At 43.1% G+C, this 18,718-nt stretch carries 16 protein-coding genes; 9 read left to right on the forward strand and 7 right to left on the reverse strand.

From position 1 onward, the window contains the following. The first annotated feature begins 48 nt into the window (after positions 1-48). Positions 49-723, forward strand: coding sequence for a zinc ribbon domain-containing protein (locus BN3282_RS07800; RefSeq protein WP_059068070.1), 675 nt, complete (start codon positions 49-51; stop codon positions 721-723). On the opposite strand, the gene BN3282_RS07805 is transcribed toward BN3282_RS07800, so the two are convergent. Continuing rightward, positions 724-1,146, reverse strand: a complete 423-nt coding sequence (locus BN3282_RS07805) for a hypothetical protein (RefSeq protein WP_059068073.1) — start codon at positions 1,144-1,146, stop codon at positions 724-726. It abuts the gene before it with no gap. A gap of 59 nt (positions 1,147-1,205) precedes the next feature. Between BN3282_RS07805 and BN3282_RS07810 the strand changes: the two genes are divergently transcribed. After that, complete coding sequence (locus BN3282_RS07810; RefSeq protein WP_162858229.1) at positions 1,206-1,922, forward strand: serine/threonine-protein kinase; 717 nt, start codon at positions 1,206-1,208, stop codon at positions 1,920-1,922. A gap of 60 nt (positions 1,923-1,982) precedes the next feature. On the opposite strand, the gene BN3282_RS07815 is transcribed toward BN3282_RS07810, so the two are convergent. Then, positions 1,983-2,210, reverse strand: coding sequence for a helix-turn-helix domain-containing protein (locus BN3282_RS07815; RefSeq protein ID WP_059068077.1), 228 nt, complete (start codon positions 2,208-2,210; stop codon positions 1,983-1,985). A gap of 130 nt (positions 2,211-2,340) precedes the next feature. On the opposite strand from BN3282_RS07815, the gene BN3282_RS07820 reads away from it, so the two are divergent. Continuing rightward, positions 2,341-2,805 (forward strand): zinc-ribbon domain-containing protein, encoded by a 465-nt coding sequence (locus BN3282_RS07820; protein ID WP_059068079.1) that lies wholly within the window; start codon positions 2,341-2,343, stop codon positions 2,803-2,805. A 26-nt stretch (positions 2,806-2,831) separates the two neighbouring features. After that, positions 2,832-4,214 (forward strand): zinc ribbon domain-containing protein, encoded by a 1,383-nt coding sequence (locus tag BN3282_RS07825; RefSeq protein WP_059068080.1) that lies wholly within the window; start codon positions 2,832-2,834, stop codon positions 4,212-4,214. A 176-nt stretch (positions 4,215-4,390) separates the two neighbouring features. Here the strand turns inward: BN3282_RS07825 and BN3282_RS07830 are convergent, their stop codons facing one another. The 5 genes from BN3282_RS07830 to BN3282_RS07850 are packed head-to-tail and all read right to left on the reverse strand — an operon-like array spanning position 4,391 to position 9,640. Then, on the reverse strand, positions 4,391-4,975 hold the full coding sequence (locus BN3282_RS07830; protein WP_059068082.1) for an ANTAR domain-containing response regulator: 585 nt from the start codon (positions 4,973-4,975) through the stop codon (positions 4,391-4,393). Between the two features lie 31 nt (positions 4,976-5,006). Further along, positions 5,007-6,218 (reverse strand): glutamine synthetase family protein, encoded by a 1,212-nt coding sequence (locus BN3282_RS07835; RefSeq protein ID WP_059068084.1) that lies wholly within the window; start codon positions 6,216-6,218, stop codon positions 5,007-5,009. Positions 6,219-6,264: 46 nt separating this feature from the next. Then, positions 6,265-6,987 (reverse strand): GltB/FmdC/FwdC-like GXGXG domain-containing protein, encoded by a 723-nt coding sequence (locus BN3282_RS07840; RefSeq protein ID WP_059068085.1) that lies wholly within the window; start codon positions 6,985-6,987, stop codon positions 6,265-6,267. Between the two features lie 53 nt (positions 6,988-7,040). After that, positions 7,041-8,546, reverse strand: a complete 1,506-nt coding sequence (locus BN3282_RS07845) for a glutamate synthase-related protein (RefSeq protein WP_059068087.1) — start codon at positions 8,544-8,546, stop codon at positions 7,041-7,043. Continuing rightward, entirely contained in the window at positions 8,546-9,640 is a 1,095-nt protein-coding gene (locus BN3282_RS07850; protein WP_059068089.1) for a class II glutamine amidotransferase, read from the reverse strand. Before BN3282_RS07850 ends, BN3282_RS07845 begins: the two co-directional genes overlap by 1 nt. 402 nt (positions 9,641-10,042) lie before the next feature. On the opposite strand from BN3282_RS07850, the gene BN3282_RS07855 reads away from it, so the two are divergent. The 5 genes from BN3282_RS07855 (at position 10,043) to purF (ending at position 18,716) form a co-directional block, all read left to right on the forward strand. Continuing rightward, positions 10,043-12,139: a glutamine synthetase III family protein gene (locus tag BN3282_RS07855; RefSeq protein WP_059068091.1), complete on the forward strand. Its 2,097-nt coding sequence runs from the start codon at positions 10,043-10,045 to the stop codon at positions 12,137-12,139. Between the two features lie 341 nt (positions 12,140-12,480). Further along, positions 12,481-14,061 (forward strand): asparagine synthase B, encoded by a 1,581-nt coding sequence (asnB, locus tag BN3282_RS07860; RefSeq protein WP_059068094.1) that lies wholly within the window; start codon positions 12,481-12,483, stop codon positions 14,059-14,061. A 135-nt stretch (positions 14,062-14,196) separates the two neighbouring features. Continuing rightward, entirely contained in the window at positions 14,197-15,495 is a 1,299-nt protein-coding gene (locus BN3282_RS07865; protein ID WP_205408557.1) for an O-acetylhomoserine aminocarboxypropyltransferase/cysteine synthase family protein, read from the forward strand. Between the two features lie 187 nt (positions 15,496-15,682). Next, on the forward strand, positions 15,683-17,296 hold the full coding sequence (locus BN3282_RS07870; protein ID WP_059068095.1) for a CTP synthase: 1,614 nt from the start codon (positions 15,683-15,685) through the stop codon (positions 17,294-17,296). 4 nt (positions 17,297-17,300) lie between these two features. Continuing rightward, on the forward strand, positions 17,301-18,716 hold the full coding sequence (gene purF / locus BN3282_RS07875; RefSeq protein WP_059068097.1) for an amidophosphoribosyltransferase: 1,416 nt from the start codon (positions 17,301-17,303) through the stop codon (positions 18,714-18,716). The last annotated feature ends 2 nt before the right edge of the window (positions 18,717-18,718 follow it).

Raw genomic sequence — 18,718 nt, forward strand, 5'->3', positions numbered from 1 at the left:
AAACAAGATATAATTATATCATAAAATAAAGGGCAAAGAGGTGGGCTGATGAAAGAATGTCCAAATTGTAGTATGGAATTGCCGGATGAAGCACATTTTTGTCCGAGGTGTATGTTTCACTATGAGAAACAGGAAATACAGATAAAGGACACGCATAAAAAACATATGTTATTGTGGGTATTTGGAAGCGTCTTGATCATTGGAATGTTGCTCATGATTCCGCTGGTGAAGCTTGTAATGCCAAGTCGTGTAAATAAGGACTACTTAGAGGAAGCAGAGATCCAAAATATCATGAATGAACATTTTAGGACAGATGATAATATTACCTACGATTCTGAAGTGAAACAGGATTTAAGAGATGTGCTGGGAAATGAGTTTGCTAATATGAAATCAACATTGGGCAAAGAAACGGATGTAATGTACCACGAAAATGGAATGGATATCTATACATTTGGAATGATAACGGTTGCAGTCAATCAAGAAGCGGTTGTACAGGATATTTTGATTGATTATACAGCGGGAGAAAATAAAGAGGAATATGGAATCTATGGGATTGACGGAACATCTGATGTCAGCAGTATAAAAGCAATATTAGGAACACCGGATCAGGAGTATGAAAAAGAACTCTGCTATCGTTTTGACAGAGAGTTCAATCCGGGATTAAATATCACTTTTTCGGATGACGGCATGGTGGAACAGCTGGAATATTATTATGTGCAATAATTACAGAGTGTCTTCATTTTCGGTATAAAGTAACTCGTTGATCTGATAAATGGAAAACTGATGATTCTTGCCCCAGATCAGCAGGCTGTCACGCTTTTGTTTGGGATATAAAGGGGCAAAACCCGCATATTTTAAAAGCGCTTGTGTCTCATCGATAGAAAGATTCATTCCAAAGGAAATGGAAATCAATTTGTCACGGGAAGGAATACGCTTTCCTGAAAAAATCTGATATCCATAGATTTCATTGAGTTCCGAATTTTTAATCACTGTAGATTTTTTCAAAGATTTTTCTTTTAATAGTTGGTTCAAATAGTCGGAAACAGTAGAATCGATCAAATAATCTTGTTCGTTGTTCATATATTCTTCGACAGACGAACATTGGTTTAATGCGTCCATCAATTCATCAGTTGGTTTTTTTATCACCTGTATCACCTCGTAGAAAGTATAGCATGAGAAAATCAGGTTTGCAATGGGAGAAAGGTATGTATCAGTGGCTGCTGGAGAACTTGAAAAAATATTATACTTTTGTAAAAGTATTAAAGAAAAAAGAGAGCGGAGAAGTGCTTTTATATAAGCATAAGCAGTTGGAAAATTACGTGGTAGTTAAGAAACTAATAGGGTTTTATCCTGCTTATGAAAGACTGCTTGGGGTGAAGCAAGAACATCTTCCCTTAATTTATGAGGTGTGTCGGAATGAAGGAGAAACGATGATCCTGGAAGAATTTATACCGGGGATCACGATCGCGGAACGATTGGAACAGGAAACATTATCAGAAAGGTATGTGAAAGAAATCATAAGTCAGGTGTGCGACGGCTTATATGCGCTGCATTTGAATCAGATTATCCACAGGGATATCAAACCGGAAAATATCCTGGTTATGAAAAACAGAGAAGTGAAGATTATGGATTTTGACGCTGCTAAAATCTATAAGATGTATTCGCAAAAAGATACGAGAACAGTAGGCACGATCGGATATGCCGCACCGGAGCAATACGGAGAAGCACAATCGGATGAAAGAACGGATATCTATGGGTTAGGAATCCTGATGAACGTCATGCTGACCGGAAAACACCCTGTGAATGAAATGGCAATCGGGAAAATCGGAAATATTATAGAAAAATGTATTATGGTAAACCCGAATAAACGCTATAAACATGTAATGGAAGTGAAAGAAAAATTGAATAAACTACGTTTCTAAGCAGCGTGCATAGTACAAAAGAACTGCCTGTCATTATAATGATGATAGGCAGTTTTTCTGCTAGTTGGATGAATTGGAACGGGGGTAAGGTTTCTTTTCATCCGTCAGTCCGGAGAGATAGTCCATGCTTGTGCCAAGGGCGAGGGCTATCTTCCGGCATTGTTCAAAGGTATAGTAGCGTTTGCCATTTTCTATCTTGGAGTAATCACTTTGGTCTATACCAGTTAAATGCTGCATTTTGATTTGCGTGTAGCCACGTTCTTTGCGTAAGTCTTTTAAGCGTGACAATAGACATTACACCTCCTTTTTGTGGAGTGTTGAAATATAATTAAATTATGGCATGATGACCTATTGACTATTAGGGACTAATTGACCTAAAATGTAATAAGAATGAAAGTATACGAAGGAGAAAGGATTTATGGATCACTTAATGAAAGAAGAAAGAGAAATTTTCAAGGGTGCTGCAAATATACAGTATCAAAAAGGGCCTGCAAGCGTATTGGGATATAACAAAGGAGGACATTTGACACTGACGAATCAAAGGCTGATTTTTATAGCGCACGCTTTGAATATAGGTCAAAAAGAATATTATATACCATTGAGTGAGATTAAATATGCACAAAATGGTTTTCATATTTTAACACCGACCCCCAATATGATAAAAATTGAGTGTAATAGTGGGGAAATATATAAATTTGTCGTAAAAGGGAAAGAAAAAGAAACATGGAAAAGATTGATCATGCAGTATGCGTTGGAAGTAAAACAAAAGAAGACGGTAGAATCAAATACTAATGTGTCAGTAAAATTCTGTAGTAACTGTGGGAATCAAATTTTGGCGAATGCAAAATTTTGTGGGAATTGTGGAATGAAGATACAACAATAGATAGAAGTAAGAAAAGAGGGGTAAATATGGGAAAAATATGCGTAAAGTGCGGCAATGAATTAAGTGATAATGCGAAATTTTGTACTAAATGTGGGATGCAGTGTGAAAACAGTATAAAAACAGTTGGAGTTGTAAAAGGGAGTAAGAAGAACAAGAAAAAAGTTATTTTAGTGGGAGTTAGTATCGTGGCGGTTGTATTGGTTATAGTTGGTATTGCAACCGGTTTTTTTTCGGATTTCAAAAAGGGGTATAAAGAAGTGGAAAAAGGCAATGTTGAGAAAGGGCGAGAGTCGGTCTTAACAAAAGATGGAAAAGCATATAAGATGACAGTACAAGAATATTGCGATAGATTTAACGAAATGGCAAATGAATCTTGGTGCAGTGGCGATGAAGAAATTTTTCGTATGGAAGTATATGAGGAAACTTTAGATTCACTACAAGAAGCAGCCGCCTATGATTCAGAGGTGGAAGAATTGATGGTTCAAACTATGACACCCCAGATGATACCTGGAACCACTTTGTTGGAGAGTGAGGATACAGAGGAACTTCCAAGTGGAGAAAATTACTTAAAATATACGTATACGAATCAGTATTCTTTTATTCCGGACAATATAGGGGTTCAGATTTTAGCTTTAAAAGATACGGACCAGATTGTAGGAATTACAGCACAATTTCCAATGGAGTATCGAAATGTCGGAGACAGATTCGGAAAATTAATTTGTGATTCATTTGGTGAAGATACAGATGAATTTCAAGAGCTGTATCTTAAAATGAAAGAAGCGGGCGGCTATGGCCATATGTATAAAGAGGGAACAGTGTTTGAGTTAATGTATTATAATAATTCGGAAGAAGCTGCTTTGTTTAAGATGAGTGCCTGTACGAAAGAGCATTATGAAGAAGCATGGGTAAATAATCCTGATTTACCGAGCAAAGAAAATCCGATTGTACATGATGAAGAAAATGCGGAAATTACTGATGAAGAAAATGCGGAAATTACTGATGAAGAAAATGCGGAAGTGAGTAATACAGAAGAAATTACTCATTCGGATTCAGGAACACAGTCAAATGAAATTCTTGAAATGTTCGATAATTTAATCTTCTATGAGGGAACATGGGGAGACTTTGGAGCACATGTGAATGAATATCAGGGCATGGTGGAAAGTACAATTAAAAATGCCATTTCCCTTTCAGAGTATTTTAGCGATGCGAATAGTACATATATGATTCTAGAAAAGAGAGTATTAAACGATGATGTGTTGGAGAATGGACAATCGGCAACAAATCAATTATATACGATTACTTTTGAAGGTCCGAGTATGACGGGAACAGGAGGAGCAAGATATTTGGAGTGTACGGTAAGCAGCCCGGATGGTGTGAATTTAGTTTACAATGAAATTTCTTATTATTGATTGCTGAATAGAAAATGCTTATAAAAGCATGGATGAAATGCTGAATTAGTGATTTACAGAAGGCTGGCTACTGCCGGCCTTCTTAGTGTAAGAGCCGTTGCAATGGGGCTGCTTTGGCAGCACATATGGATCACATGACAGAACAACGCTGTTAGAAAGAAGATAAATGCAGAAAACTAAGTATAAGTTTTAATAATTTCTTCGGCAATCATCCGTTTCGTGATACAGCGGTCCATTGCCTGTTTTTCTATGTAACGGTGGGCCTCCGGCTCACTCATGGAGAGTTCACTGATCAGAAACCATTTCGCTTTGTTGACCAGGCGGATCTCAGCCATTTTTTCTTCAATGGATAAAGATTTTTTTTCAAATTGCCGTAAGTATCCTCTGGCACTTTCCATCCAGTTCAGGGCATGGAGCAAGGTGGATTTTGAGATTGGCTTTGGCAGTGTGAAGACTCCATATTCAGCAACTTTGTCATGAATACTGTCATGAATATCATTTTTTACCATGAGAAGTACGATAGATTGTTTGGCGGTACAGATATCGATCGCGAAACGAGTACCGGCATCGTCCGGTAAAGGAGCGTTGATGAGAACAAAATCAAAAGTCTTTTCTGCAAGCACTCGTTTGGCGGCGCTGACACTTGCGGCGGTATGGATGAGAGAATATCTCGTTTCGGGGAGAATGGCGGCAAAGGCCGAGTTAAAATTATCTGCTGCGGATACAACGAGTATACTGTAAACACGTTCTTTTAAACTCATTTTGCACCTTCTCCTTTTTTATTCATATAAACTAGTGTCTGCGATAGATATCTAAGATGGCGTCCGGTATATATTTCTTGATGAAATCGCTGTCGGCGGCAACCTCACAGGCAGATTTAAAATCTTGCGGAAGCTGTCTGAAACCTGCTAGTATATCTGCATCTGCCGTGTACAGATTAATATCGGCAGGGCTCGGAAGCTTTTTGGGGTTTTGGATTCCGTCAAGAACTGCATAGATCAATAGTGCAAATGCCAGGTAAGTATTTGCGGATGGATCCGGCGAACGAAGTTCTGCGCGCTGGTACTTATCCGCGGCGGCAGGCACTCTGACAAGCTGGGAACGGTTTTCACGGGACCAGGAAATATATTTTGGAGCCTTATTGTTGCCCAGACGTTCATAGGAATCTTCGGATGGATTTAAAAATACAGTCATATCTGACACTTTATCCAGAATACCTGCTATCATATCATACATACGATCCGTATCATCCGGGGATTTTACGGATATATTGATGTGGAATCCGTTTCCCGGTTTGTTTTTCAGTGGCTTTGGGCTGAAATCGGCAAAGATTCCGTTGACCCGGGCGATTGTTTTTACGACGGTTTGGAAAGTCATGGCATTGTCAGCAGCAGTCAGCGGATCTGAATAGCGGAAATCAATCTCGTTTTGTCCCGGTCCTTCTTCGTGGTGTGAACTTTCCGGCTGTATCCCCATCTGTTCCAACATCAGGCATACCTCGCGGCGGATATTTTCACCACGGTCTTCAGGAGCAATATCCATGTAGGACGCTTCATCATAAGGCTCTTTGGTCGGATTTCCGTTGTCATCCAATTTAAACAGATAAAATTCCTGTTCTGCGCCAAAGAAAAAACGATATCCCGCATCCGTGGCTTCTTTTACTGCATTCTTTAAAATAGAACGGGTATCACATGCGAATACTTCTCCGTTTGGATGTGTGATGGTACAGAACATCCGCACTACACGTCCATGTTCTGGTCTCCACGGCAAAGGCATCAGTGAGTCTGCATCCGGATGAAGAAAAAGATCAGAATGGTTTTCATCACCAAAACCGTCAATGGCGGATGCGTCAATGGCAATGCCATACTCAAAAGCGCGAGGTAGTTCCTCTGGCATGATGGATATGTTTTTTTGCTTCCCAAATACATCACAAAAGGCAAGGCGGATGAATTTTACATCCTCTTCCTGTACATATTGGATAACCTCTTCTTTTGAATATTTCATAAATCTACCTACTTTCTTTTCTAACATCATTTTGAGGGATGTGAAATTAATTCGCAACATACATCTGTTTATATGGATTTTTGCTGTCCGGTGTGATGACTGTAAAAGGAGCAGACAAAAGCTTGTCCAAAGAATAGCCAAAATCTGCGCAGTATTCGGACAGATACTCCTGGATCTCGTCCAAATCCTTTGCGGATGCACATCTTGCCGTCACTTGTTTCGGAAAGAGGATGTTTTCGCAGCTGCCGCGCAGGAACATCTTGCCGCCATGCATGCCAGTACATGGAAAATTGCCCACGATCTGCCTGCCGTCCGTATGGAGTCCAAGAACGACGATTATGCCGCCTGCCTGATATTCTCCCAGAAAGCTTCCCGCATGCCCGCCGATGATCATAACAGGAACCTTTTCTTTGTAAGCTTTCATATGGATTCCAGCGCGGTATCCTGCGTTGCCCTGTACATAGATCTTTCCGCCTCGCATGGCGTAACCGGCAGCATCGCCGATATTGCCGCGGATCAGTATTTTGCCTTCGTTCATTGTGTCACCTACAGCGTCCTGCGCATTGGCATTTACAGTAATATGAGCATTATTTAAATATGCGCCCAGCGCATTTCCCGGTATTCCGTGAATGGTAAGTTTTTTATCCGACATGCCAGCTGCGATAAATCTCTGACCGCAGCATCCGTCGATCAAACAGTCGCTGTCTGAAGTGCGCAGCGCCTTATTTATAGCTCTGGAATCTAAACTTGTCGCATGGATGATTTCCATATTATATCACACCTTTCCCTAAATGTTTACATATTTTCGCGAATACATACGCATTATTCTCCGGCATGAGAAATACCAAGTATCTCCAACTCTTTCGATGTCAAGCCAATGCCGCGCAACATCAGCCTGTTCCCACGCAGAGCTTCGATGGAATTGATGCCCATGCCGCCCATCAGTTCTTTGATCTCGTGTTTCCACGCGGACAACAGATTGATCAGCCGTTTACTTCCGATTTCCGGGTCCAGCCTTTCTACGAGTTCGGGACGCTGGGTCGCGATGCCCCAATTGCATTTACCGCTCTGACAGGAGCGGCAGAGATGACAGCCCAGGGCTAAAAGGGCACCGGTGGCTACATAGCAGGCATCCGCGCCAAGGGCAACGGCTTTTACCACATCGGCGGCGCTTCGGATACTTCCGCCGACTACAAGAGATACAGTATTGCGTATGCCCTCATCACGCAGACGCTGGTCAACCGCTGCCAGGGCAAGTTCGATTGGAATGCCTACGTTATCACGGATCCTGGTAGGAGCAGCCCCCGTCCCACCCCGGAAACCGTCGATGGCAATGATATCAGCGCCGCTTCGCGCGATTCCGCTTGCAATGGCGGCAATATTGTGAACTGCGGCAACTTTTACGATAACAGGTTTTTTATATTCCGTAGCTTCTTTTAGAGAGAAGACAAGCTGACGTAAATCTTCAATCGAGTAGATATCATGGTGAGGGGCGGGAGAGATTGCGTCTGAACCTGTGGGGATCATACGGGTACGGGATACATCTCCTACGATTTTTGTTCCCGGGAGATGACCGCCGATACCCGGTTTTGCGCCCTGTCCCATTTTAATTTCAATCGCAGCACCTGTCTTCAGATATTTTTCGTGGACACCGAAACGTCCGGAAGCTACCTGAACGATCGTGTTTTTGCCATAGCAGTAAAAATCTTCATGCAGACCGCCTTCCCCGGTGTTATATAAGATATTGAGTTTGTTTGCAGCCACTGCCAGAGCTTTATGTGCATTGTAACTGATAGATCCGTAACTCATGGCAGAGAACAAGACCGGCATAGAAAGTTTTAGCTGTGGCGGCAGCGTACAGTCTAATTTTCCATCTTCTGTACGGCCTGCCTTTTGTGGCTTTTTCCCAAGATACACCCTGGTTTCCATAGGTTCCCGCAGAGGATCGATGGGAGGGTTAGTGACCTGGGAAGCATTGATCAGGATCTTATCCCAGTATACGGGAAAAGATTTCGGATTGCCCATAGAGGATAAAAGGACACCGCCGCTGTTGGCCTGTTTGTAGATCTCTTTGACGGTATCGTTCTGCCAGTTGGTATTTTCACGAAGCGTACAGTCGGTTTTTACTATTTTTAATGCCCTGGTCGGACAGAAGGAAACGCAGCGCTGGCAGTTTACACATTTGCTTTCATCACACTGCATAATCTTGTATTCTTTATCGTAGCTGTGGACTTCATTGGCACATTGGCGTTCACAAATGCGACAGGCAATACATCTGTTTTCATTTCTGATGATCTCAAATTCCGGATAGATAAATTCTATACTCATTAAAACGCACCTTCCTTTACTTTCACAATGACAGGTTCTCCACCGGAAGGAGACCAGATATTTTCCGCGTCTGGTTCCATAGTCCGAATAGCGGCTTCCTCGCTGGCGATGAATACTTTATCGTCTTTTTCGCCGACTACTGTCGAACGGAGTTTCAGGCGGTCGTTCAGCGCCATCAATCCGCCGTTAAATCCCAATACAATAGAAAAAGGACCGGTCACGAGCAGGCTTGGAAAGAGTGTTCTGAGATAGATATGCTTTCTTTGGTCTTCCAAATCTGTTTTTGCGGAAATCGTACTCCAGAACGGAGCGGCAATAACACTTGCTGCCTCGCCAAGGGTGAGGCCCTGGACACGAAGAAGATAGTCCATGATATAAGTAATGACTTCCGTGTCGGTCTGAAGGGTACATTTATACCCAAACATTTCGATAAATCGACGGTTGGCATCATAGGAAGAAATTTCTCCGTTATGTACGACAGAATAATCGAGCAGTGTAAAGGGGTGTGCGCCGCCCCACCATCCGGGAGTATTCGTCGGGTAACGCCCGTGAGCAGTCCAGGAATAGCCTTCATATTCCTCCAGCTTATAAAAAACACCGACGTCTTCCGGGAAACCTACTGCCTTGAAAGTCCCCATGTTCTTGCCGCTGGAAAATACATAGGCGCCGGGCAGTTTGGCGTTGATCTTCATAACTGTTCTGGCGACAAATTCTTTTTCATCCAGCTGCAGAGAAATTAAGACAGATTTCAGCGGAGTAATAAAATATCTCCATATAATAGGCTCGTCTGTAATTGTCGGGATCTTGCGGGTCGGTATGATCTCAGACTGAACGATTTCAAACTGCTCTTTTAAGAAAGCTTCACATTGTTTTCTTGTATCCCGTGTATCAAAAAACATATGTAACGCATAAAACTCTTTATATGCAGGATAAATGCCGTAACCGGCAAAACCTCCTCCCAGACCGTTGGAACGATCATGCATGGGTTTCATAGAATTTGTGATCATTTCACCGGACATCTTATTTCCGTCTTTGGAAATCACTGCCGAGATCGCACATCCGGAAGGAATCCTTACTTCACCCTCAATCTTCATAACTCTTTTACCTTCCTTTCAGAATAAATGAAAAAGCAAAGACATTCATTTCAGGACAGAGAGAATCTGCTCTAAGAATGAACGCCTTTGCTCATATCCAATATTTATACAGCAGATGGCAGGTTTTGTCAAGAAAAAAGAAAAATTATGGCATGATTCAAAAAAAATTTAAAAAAAATACGGCGAGAAAATAAAAAAAGGGATTGACAAACGATTTTTTCAGGTGTATCATCCAACACGTAAAGGCAAGGGCGTCTTTGAGAAAAAGTTCTCAGAGGCGTTTTTTACTTTATAAACGAAAATATATAGAATTTGATGGAAAAGGCAAGGGTGTCTTTTAAGTGCGTAAAAAGAGCATAAGACCCCTTGCCTCTTTGTTTTCAAATTGAGAGGAGTGGAAGTATGAAGAGTGTACCAGATTTTTTCGGATGTAAAGTATTTGATGACAGGGTGATGAAGGCAAAGTTGTCAGCGGCAGTCTATCAGTCGTTGAGAAAGACGATCGATGAGGGCGCAAAGCTGGATATCAGTGTGGCAAATGCAGTCGCGGCAGCCATGAAAGACTGGGCGGTCGCCCATGGAGCGACACATTATACCCACTGGTTTCAGCCGCTTACTGGTGTGACGGCAGAAAAACATGACAGTTTTATTTCGCCGTCACCGGATGGCGGAGTGATCATGGAATTCTCCGGAAAGGAACTGATCAAAGGTGAACCGGATGCGTCTTCCTTCCCATCTGGCGGACTTAGAGCGACCTTTGAAGCAAGAGGGTATACTGCATGGGATCCAACCTCTTATGCATTTATCAAAGAGAAGACCTTATGTATTCCCACGGCGTTCTGTTCCTACGGAGGAGAAGCGTTAGATAAGAAGACACCGCTGCTGCGTTCGATGGAAGCACTGAATAAACAGGCCATGCGTATCCTTCATCTGTTTGGAAATGACGAGGTAAAATGTGTACGTACTTCAGTAGGACCGGAACAGGAATATTTCCTCATCACAAAAGAAATGTATGAGCAGAGAAAAGATCTTCGCTTTACAGGACGCACCCTTTTTGGAGCAAAACCGCCAAAGGGACAAGAAATGGATGATCACTATTTTGGCGTGATCAAGCCCAAAGTAGCCGCATATATGGAAGAGTTAAATGAAGAACTTTGGAAACTGGGTATCTTGGCTAAGACGGAACATAATGAGGTGGCTCCGGCACAGCATGAACTTGCGCCAATCTATACAACAACGAATATCGCCACAGATCATAATCAGCTGACAATGGAGATCATGCAGAAAGTCGCAGTAAAACATGGACTTGTCTGTCTTCTTCATGAAAAGCCATTTGCAGGAGTAAATGGAAGCGGCAAACATAACAACTGGTCGCTTACCACAGACAAAGGGACGAATCTGTTGTCTCCAGGTGAAACTCCGTATGAAAATGCACAATTCCTGTTGTTTTTGTGCGCTGTGATCAAAGCAGTCGACGATTATCAGGATCTGCTCCGCCTCTCTGTGGCAACGGCTGGAAATGATCATAGACTTGGCGCGAATGAAGCACCTCCGGCAGTAGTATCCATATTTCTTGGCGATGAGTTAAACGCGGTATTGGAAGCGATCGAGGAAGGTACGCTATACACGGGGACTGAAAAAACACAGATGAAGCTTGGCGTGGATGTACTTCCGAAGTTTAACCGGGATACCACAGATCGTAATCGTACTTCACCATTTGCCTTTACCGGAAATAAATTTGAGTTCCGTATGCTGGGATCTTCTAACAGTATTGCCTGTGCGAATATCATGCTGAACAGCGCAGTGGCGGAAAGCCTGAAGGTTTACGCCGACAGACTGGAAAAAGCGGAAAACTTTGAAGATACGCTGCATGCAATGATACGAAAGACGATCAAAGATCATAAGCATATTATATTTAATGGGAACGGATATGACGAGACTTGGATCCTGGAAGCTACAGAGAAGAGAGGACTTCTCAATTATCGCACGACACCGGATTGTATGCCGCATCTTTTAGATGAAAAGAATGTACGTATGCTGACATCTCATAAGGTGTTTTCAGAGGCAGAATTAAGATCCAGATGTGAGATCATGCTGGATAATTATTGTAAAATAGTACTGATAGAAGCAAATACCATGATCGATATGGCAAATACCGAGATCGATCCGGCAGTAAGCGCCTATGTATTGGAACTTGCCAAAACAGCGGCAGCAAAAAAAGAAGTAGACATGTCTATTTCCTGTAGTTATGAAGCAGTGCTGCTGAAGAAGCTGACGAGGCTGGAAGAACAGATAGCAGTCAGAGCTGAAGAACTGAAGGAAGCCGTGATGAAGGTAGAGGAAATAAAGGAGATCCGTGAGGAAGCTTATATGATCCGTGATACCGTGTTGGGAAAAATGGGGGAACTGCGGGTTGCCTGTGACGAGGCAGAAACAATCACTGCAAAGAAATACTGGCCGTTTCCGACTTATTCTGATCTGTTGTTCGGCGTAAAATAAGTGTGCATCGCAAAGAAAGAAGGAGTTGCTGCCCTTTCGGGACGTAGAATAAAACAAAGAAACTATATATAGTAAAAGCGTTTGAGAGAAGAGAAGTAATACAGGTGATCACTTACAGAGAGTGTGGAATAGTGAGAACCATGCAGCAGAGCCTGTATGAATAACACTTTTTGAGCTGCAATCTGAACGGGACCTTGCCTTAGTAGGTGCGACGCTGCGCCAGGCGTTAATGGCAGAACCGTCATAAGGTTTGGAAATGAGGGGAAAAATAGGTGGCACCGCGAGCACAGCACTTGCCCTATAGAATGCTGAATTATATATATTTACGGAGGTACAAATATATGTGTTCTATTATGGGATATTGCAGCCGCAGCGCTGCCATTGATATTTTTATGGAAGGATTTAGAAAAACAATATCCAGAGGTCCGGATGACAGCAGAGTGATTGACACGGGAGAGGGGATCCTGGGGTTTCACAGGCTGTCGATCATGGGACTGACGTCGACGGGCATGCAGCCATTCCAGTGCGGAAAAAGCTATGTGGTATGCAATGGAGAAATTTACGGATTTAAAAAGCTAAAAGAAGAACTGTCAAAGAAATATACATTTCAGAGCGATTCGGATTGTGAGATTCTTTTGCCGCTCTATCAGGAATATGGTGTCGATATGTTTGCTATGCTGGATGCGGAGTTCGCATGTATTATCTACGATGGAGAAGCCGGAGAATTTATCGCAGCACGAGATCCGATTGGAATCCGGCCATTATATTATGGATATGATAAAGAAGGTGCCGTTATTTTTGCCAGTGAAGCGAAAAATCTGGTAGGACTGACAGATAAGATCATGCCGTTTCCTCCGGGACATTATTATAAAGGCGGGCAGTTCATCTGTTACTGTGATATTTCTAAAGTGGATACGGTCTGTTATGATGATCTGGAAACCGTCTGCGGGAAGATCCATGATAAACTGTCTGCCGGTGTAGAAAAACGCCTTGTAGCCGACGCAAAAGTAGGCTTTTTGCTTTCCGGCGGACTGGATTCTTCTTTGGTATGTGCCATTGCAGCGAAGAAGAACCGGAAACCGATCAAAACATTTGCCATAGGTATGAGTGAAGACGCTATTGATTTAAAATATGCGAAACAGGCAGCGGATTATATCAAAAGTGACCATACAGAGATTTATATGACCCCTGAGGAAGTGATCTCTTCACTGGAAACGGTCGTTTATCTGCTTGGGACCTATGATATCACAACGATCCGTGCTTCTGTGGGAATGTACCTGGTATGTAAGGCCATCCATGAACAGACCGATATCCGGGTACTCTTGACCGGCGAGATATCCGATGAATTATTCGGATATAAATATACAGACTTTGCGCCGGATGCGAAAGCTTTTCAGGAAGAATCGCAGAAACGGATCCATGAACTTCATATGTACGATGTTTTGCGCGCGGATCGCTGTATATCCGTGAATTCGCTGGAAGCAAGAGTCCCGTTTGGAGATTTGGATTTTGTGAAATATGTGATGGCGGTAGATCCTAAATTAAAGATCAATACGTATGGAAAAGGAAAATATTTGCTGCGTCATGCGTTTGAGCGGGGCGGATACCTGCCGGATGAAATTCTTTGGAGAGAAAAAGCGGCGTTTTCAGACGCGGTAGGTCACTCTATGGTCGATTACCTGAAGGAATATGCAGAAACTAAGTATACAGATGCAGAATTTAAAAGCAGATCTGAAAGCTATTCTTATGTTAGACCCTTCACGAAAGAATCCTTATTATATAGAGAAATTTTTGAAAAATACTATCCGGGACAGGCGGAGATGGTGACTGGTTTTTGGATGCCGAACAAGGAATGGGAAGGCTGCGATGTAGACGATCCATCTGCCAGAGTACTTTCTAACTATGGAGACAGCGGAAAATAAATGCTGTAGTGAAAAGTAAATGGAAGTTGGAAGTGATTCTTAAATACCTATTGACATAGTAGGAAAATGCACATATAATACAGAAAAATATATACCTACTAAAAAGATGGGAAATAAGGAGGCTCTATGGAAATTATGTCAAAATATAGATTTGAAACACTTCAACTCCATGTAGGGCAGGAAACTCCGGATCCTGCTACAGATGCGCGCACAGTTCCTATTTATGCAACCACGTCTTATGTTTTCCACGATTGTACCCATGCAGCGGCGCGTTTTGAACTTACAGATCCTGGCAATATTTACGGACGGCTAACGAACTCTACGCAGGAGGTTCTGGAAAAGCGCGTTGCTGCTTTAGAAGGAGGAGCTGCAGCTCTGGCTCTTTCGTCGGGAGCAGCTGCTATCGCATATACCTTACAGGCTCTGGGACAGAACGGCGGGCACATTGTGGCACAGAAAACAATCTACGGCGGCAGCTATAATCTGTTGGCACATACACTGCCTGGTTTTGGAATAACGGCTTCCTTTGTCAATATACATGACCTGCATGAAGCAGAAGCTGCTATTCGGGAAGACACAAGGGCGATCTACATAGAAACACTGGGCAATCCAAACAGTGATATTCCGAATATAGATGCATTGGCGGAACTTGCGCATAGACATGGGGTGCCGCTTGTCGTAGATAATACTTTTGGCACACCGTATTTCATACGTCCCATTGAGCACGGAGCAGATATTGTGGTACATTCTGCCACGAAATTCTTAGGAGGGCACGGAACTACGCTTGGTGGGATCATCGTAGACGGAGGAAATTTCGATTGGACTGCTTCCGGGAAATATGGTGCGATTGCTGAAGCAAATCCAAGTTATCACGGTGTCTCCTTTGTGAAGGCCGCAGGACCGGCAGCTTTTGTTACCTATATCCGCGCAATTCTGCTTCGAGATACAGGAGCAGCCATTTCTCCGTTTGCCGCGTTTTTATTGCTGCAGGGAATCGAAACATTATCGCTGCGCTTGGAGCGCCATGCGAAAAATACGAAGAAGGTGGTAGAATTTTTAGATGGTCATCCACAAGTTGAAAAAGTAAATCATCCCGCTCTTTCCTCCCATCCTGACCATGCTCTTTATCAGAAGTATTTCCCGAATGGCGGAGCCTCTATTTTTACATTTGATATTAAAGGCGGGAAGGAAGAAGCTTACAGGTTCATAGATAATCTGCGTATATTTTCACTGCTTGCAAATGTAGCTGATGTGAAGAGCCTTGTGATTCATCCGGCGACCACAACACATAGTCAGCTTTCTTCTGAGGAACTGGCCGAGCAGGAGATTAAACCAAACACGATACGGCTTTCGATCGGAACAGAACATATAGAAGATATCATTGATGATCTGCGGCATGGTTTCCGTGCGGTACAAGAAAATAAAGAAGGATAAAAGTACTACTTGTTTTTGCTGCCACGTGTTTTTTGCAATAAATAGATTGACAAGATAAAAGGGAAGCGGTAAAATAGCATGGGTAAAGGCAAAGGCGTCTTTAAGTTGAGAATACACTTAAAGGGGCTTTTGCCTCTTTTTGCATTCAAAAATATAGAAAATGCTTTTATTTTGGAGGAGAAGTGTGATGACAAAATATATTTTTGTGACCGGAGGCGTTGTATCCGGTCTGGGGAAGGGGATTACAGCAGCTTCTCTTGGGCGGCTTTTGAAAACAAGAGGGCTGAAAGTGGCGGCACAGAAACTGGATCCATATATTAATGTAGATCCTGGCACCATGAGTCCGTACCAGCATGGAGAGGTATATGTGACGGAAGACGGCGCGGAAACAGATCTGGATCTCGGTCACTATGAGCGGTTTATTGACGAAGATCTGAATAAATATTCTAATCTGACGACCGGAAAGGTATATTGGAACGTACTGAATAAAGAACGCAGAGGAGAATACCTTGGCTCTACGGTGCAGGTCATTCCTCATATCACAAATGAAATTAAAGAATTTGTATACCGCGTAGGGAAAAAGACAGATGCAGATGTGGTGATCACAGAAATCGGCGGTACGATAGGAGATATTGAATCGCAGCCGTTTCTGGAGGCGGTACGTCAGATATCTCTGGAGGTTGGCAGGGAAAACAGTCTGTTTATCCACGTGACACTGGTTCCTTATCTGAGCGGTTCAGAAGAACATAAATCCAAACCTACGCAGCATTCGGTCAAGGAACTGCGGGGAATGGGGATCAATCCTAATATTATCGTACTGCGTTCCGACAAGCCATTAGAGAAATCAATCTTTCAGAAAATCTCTCTTTTCTGCGATGTGAAGCCGGATTGTGTGATTGAGAACAGAACAGTATCAAATCTTTATGAAGCGCCGCTTATGCTGGAAAAATCAGGTTTTTCTTCGGTTGTGTGCAGAGAACTGCATATGGATGTTCCGAAACCGGATCTAAAAGAATGGGAGCAGATGGCAGAACGTATACGAAATCGTTCCAAAGAGGTACATATCGGACTTGTAGGAAAGTATGTAAAACTTCATGACGCATATTTATCGGTGGCGGAAGCTATGAGCCATGCAGGCTATGAACTGAATGTTTTTGTCAGGATCCACTGGATTGATTCGGAGACAATTTCCGAAGAAAACGTGCAGGAGATATTCCATGGCCTGCATGGGATCATAGTGCCGGGAGGCTTTGGAAACCGCGGTATTGAAGGAATGCTTCTGTCTGCTAAATATGCCCGTGAAAATAATCTGCCGTATTTTGGCATTTGTCTGGGGATGCAGATCGCTGTCATAGAATTTGCGAGAGATGTCGCCGGGTTAAGCGATGCACATTCCGGAGAATTTGACGAACAGTGTGCCGATAAGGTGATCGACTTTATGCCCGGGCAAAGCAATGAGATCGATAAAGGAGGTACTCTGCGTCTGGGAAGCTATCCGTGTGTCATCCGCCCGGGAACACAGATGGAAAAATGTTATGGATCTGACGTGATACGCGAACGTCACCGCCATCGGTATGAGTTTAACAATGAATATCGTGAGAAGCTGACAGTAGCAGGACTTGTGTTAAGTGGAACTTCTCCGGACAATAGACTGGTGGAAACCGTGGAACTGCCTGAACATCCTTTTTTTGTAGGAGTACAGTTTCATCCAGAATTTAAGAGTCGTCCGAATCAGGCGCATCCACTGTTTAAAGGCTTTATTTCGGCTGCATTAAAGCAGGCGTGTGAAAAGAAGGAGTAGAAAGATGGCTATTCATGAAGAATGTGGCGTATTTGGAATGGTGAGTACCAAAAAAGAAAACGTTGCGGAAATGGTTTATTATGGTTTGTATGCCCTGCAGCACAGAGGGCAGGAGAGTTGTGGGATCGTCGTAAATGACGACGGTGTATTTTCTTCTTACAAAGATATGGGGCTTGTAAGCGAGGTGTTTTCTAAAGATATTTTATCCCGGCTGCCGGAAGGAACTATGGCGGTCGGGCATGTTAGATATGGAACGACCGGAGGTACTACGAGAAATAACTGTCAGCCTATTGAAGTCAATCATCAGAAGGGGAAAATGGCGTTGGCACACAATGGAAATTTAAGTAATGCATTAGAACTCCGTGACAGACTGGAGTTATCGGGAGCGATTTTTCATACCACCAGTGATACGGAAACCATTGCTTATGTGATTACCAGGGAAAGACTGAAGACATCGAGTATAGAAGAAGCTGTCAGTAATGCGATGCATGTACTGGAGGGAGCCTATTCTATGGTTTTGCTGTCCTCCACAAAGATGATCGCGGTAAGAGACCCGTACGGATTCAGACCGCTTTGCTATGGAAAGATGCAGGACGGCGCTTATGTAGTGGCATCAGAAAGCTGCGCATTATCAGCAGTGGGAGCGGAACTTATCCGGGAATTACTGCCAGGCGAGATCTTGGTATTTAGTGCAAATGGTGTGGAATCTAGGCGGGAACACTGCGGAAAACAGAAGAAAAAAACTTGTATTTTTGAATATATTTATTTTGCAAGACCGGATTCTGTCATAGACGGTGTGTCTGTCCATCAATCTCGGATGAAAGCGGGCGAACTGCTGGCAGAGAGTTATCCTGTGGATGCGGATATTGTGATCGGAGTTCCGGACAGCGGGCTGGACGCAGCTCTGGGATATGCGAAAAGAGCAGGAATTGCCTACGGGATCGGTTTGATAAAAAACAAATATATAGGGAGAACGTTTATTTCTCCGGGACAGCATGAGCGATTGGATCAGGTGAAAATAAAGCTTTCTCCTGTGAAAAGTGTCATTGCTGGGAAACGGGTAGTTCTTATTGACGATTCCATCGTAAGAGGTACAACCAGCAGGCGGATCGTAAAGCTTTTGCGCGAAGCGGGGGCAAAAGAAATCCATATGAGGATTTCGGCTCCCCCATTTCTGCATCCTTGTTATTATGGTACCGATATTGATTCGGAAGAAAATTTGATCGCCTGCCATCATAGTATGGAAGAGATCGCAAAGATCATAGGTGCGGATTCTTTGGGATATCTGGAGGCAGATAATCTGTGCAGGCTGGCGGATAGCACAGAGTACTGTGCTGCCTGCTTTAACGGAGAATATCCGACGAAGATCCCGACAGATCTTAGGAAAGACCGTTTTGAAAGGAAACTGTCAGAAATTTAGAC

This window comes from Mediterraneibacter massiliensis (assembly GCF_001487105.1).
Taxonomy (GTDB): Bacteria; Bacillota; Clostridia; order Lachnospirales; family Lachnospiraceae; genus Mediterraneibacter; species Mediterraneibacter massiliensis.

What these genes read in the sequence shown, in the direction of transcription:
- BN3282_RS07800 (WP_059068070.1), top strand. Translation starts at nt 49, where the DNA reads ATGAAAGAATGTCCAAATTGTAGTATGGAATTGCCGGATGAAGCACAT.
- BN3282_RS07810 (WP_162858229.1), top strand. Translation starts at nt 1,206, where the DNA reads ATGTATCAGTGGCTGCTGGAGAACTTGAAAAAATATTATACTTTTGTA.
- BN3282_RS07820 (WP_059068079.1), top strand. Translation starts at nt 2,341, where the DNA reads ATGGATCACTTAATGAAAGAAGAAAGAGAAATTTTCAAGGGTGCTGCA.
- BN3282_RS07825 (WP_059068080.1), top strand. Translation starts at nt 2,832, where the DNA reads ATGGGAAAAATATGCGTAAAGTGCGGCAATGAATTAAGTGATAATGCG.
- BN3282_RS07830 (WP_059068082.1), bottom strand. Translation starts at nt 4,975, where the DNA reads ATGAGTTTAAAAGAACGTGTTTACAGTATACTCGTTGTATCCGCAGCA.
- BN3282_RS07835 (WP_059068084.1), bottom strand. Translation starts at nt 6,218, where the DNA reads ATGAAATATTCAAAAGAAGAGGTTATCCAATATGTACAGGAAGAGGAT.
- BN3282_RS07840 (WP_059068085.1), bottom strand. Translation starts at nt 6,987, where the DNA reads ATGGAAATCATCCATGCGACAAGTTTAGATTCCAGAGCTATAAATAAG.
- BN3282_RS07845 (WP_059068087.1), bottom strand. Translation starts at nt 8,546, where the DNA reads ATGAGTATAGAATTTATCTATCCGGAATTTGAGATCATCAGAAATGAA.
- BN3282_RS07850 (WP_059068089.1), bottom strand. Translation starts at nt 9,640, where the DNA reads ATGAAGATTGAGGGTGAAGTAAGGATTCCTTCCGGATGTGCGATCTCG.
- BN3282_RS07855 (WP_059068091.1), top strand. Translation starts at nt 10,043, where the DNA reads ATGAAGAGTGTACCAGATTTTTTCGGATGTAAAGTATTTGATGACAGG.
- asnB (WP_059068094.1), top strand. Translation starts at nt 12,481, where the DNA reads ATGTGTTCTATTATGGGATATTGCAGCCGCAGCGCTGCCATTGATATT.
- BN3282_RS07865 (WP_205408557.1), top strand. Translation starts at nt 14,197, where the DNA reads ATGTCAAAATATAGATTTGAAACACTTCAACTCCATGTAGGGCAGGAA.
- BN3282_RS07870 (WP_059068095.1), top strand. Translation starts at nt 15,683, where the DNA reads ATGACAAAATATATTTTTGTGACCGGAGGCGTTGTATCCGGTCTGGGG.
- purF (WP_059068097.1), top strand. Translation starts at nt 17,301, where the DNA reads ATGGCTATTCATGAAGAATGTGGCGTATTTGGAATGGTGAGTACCAAA.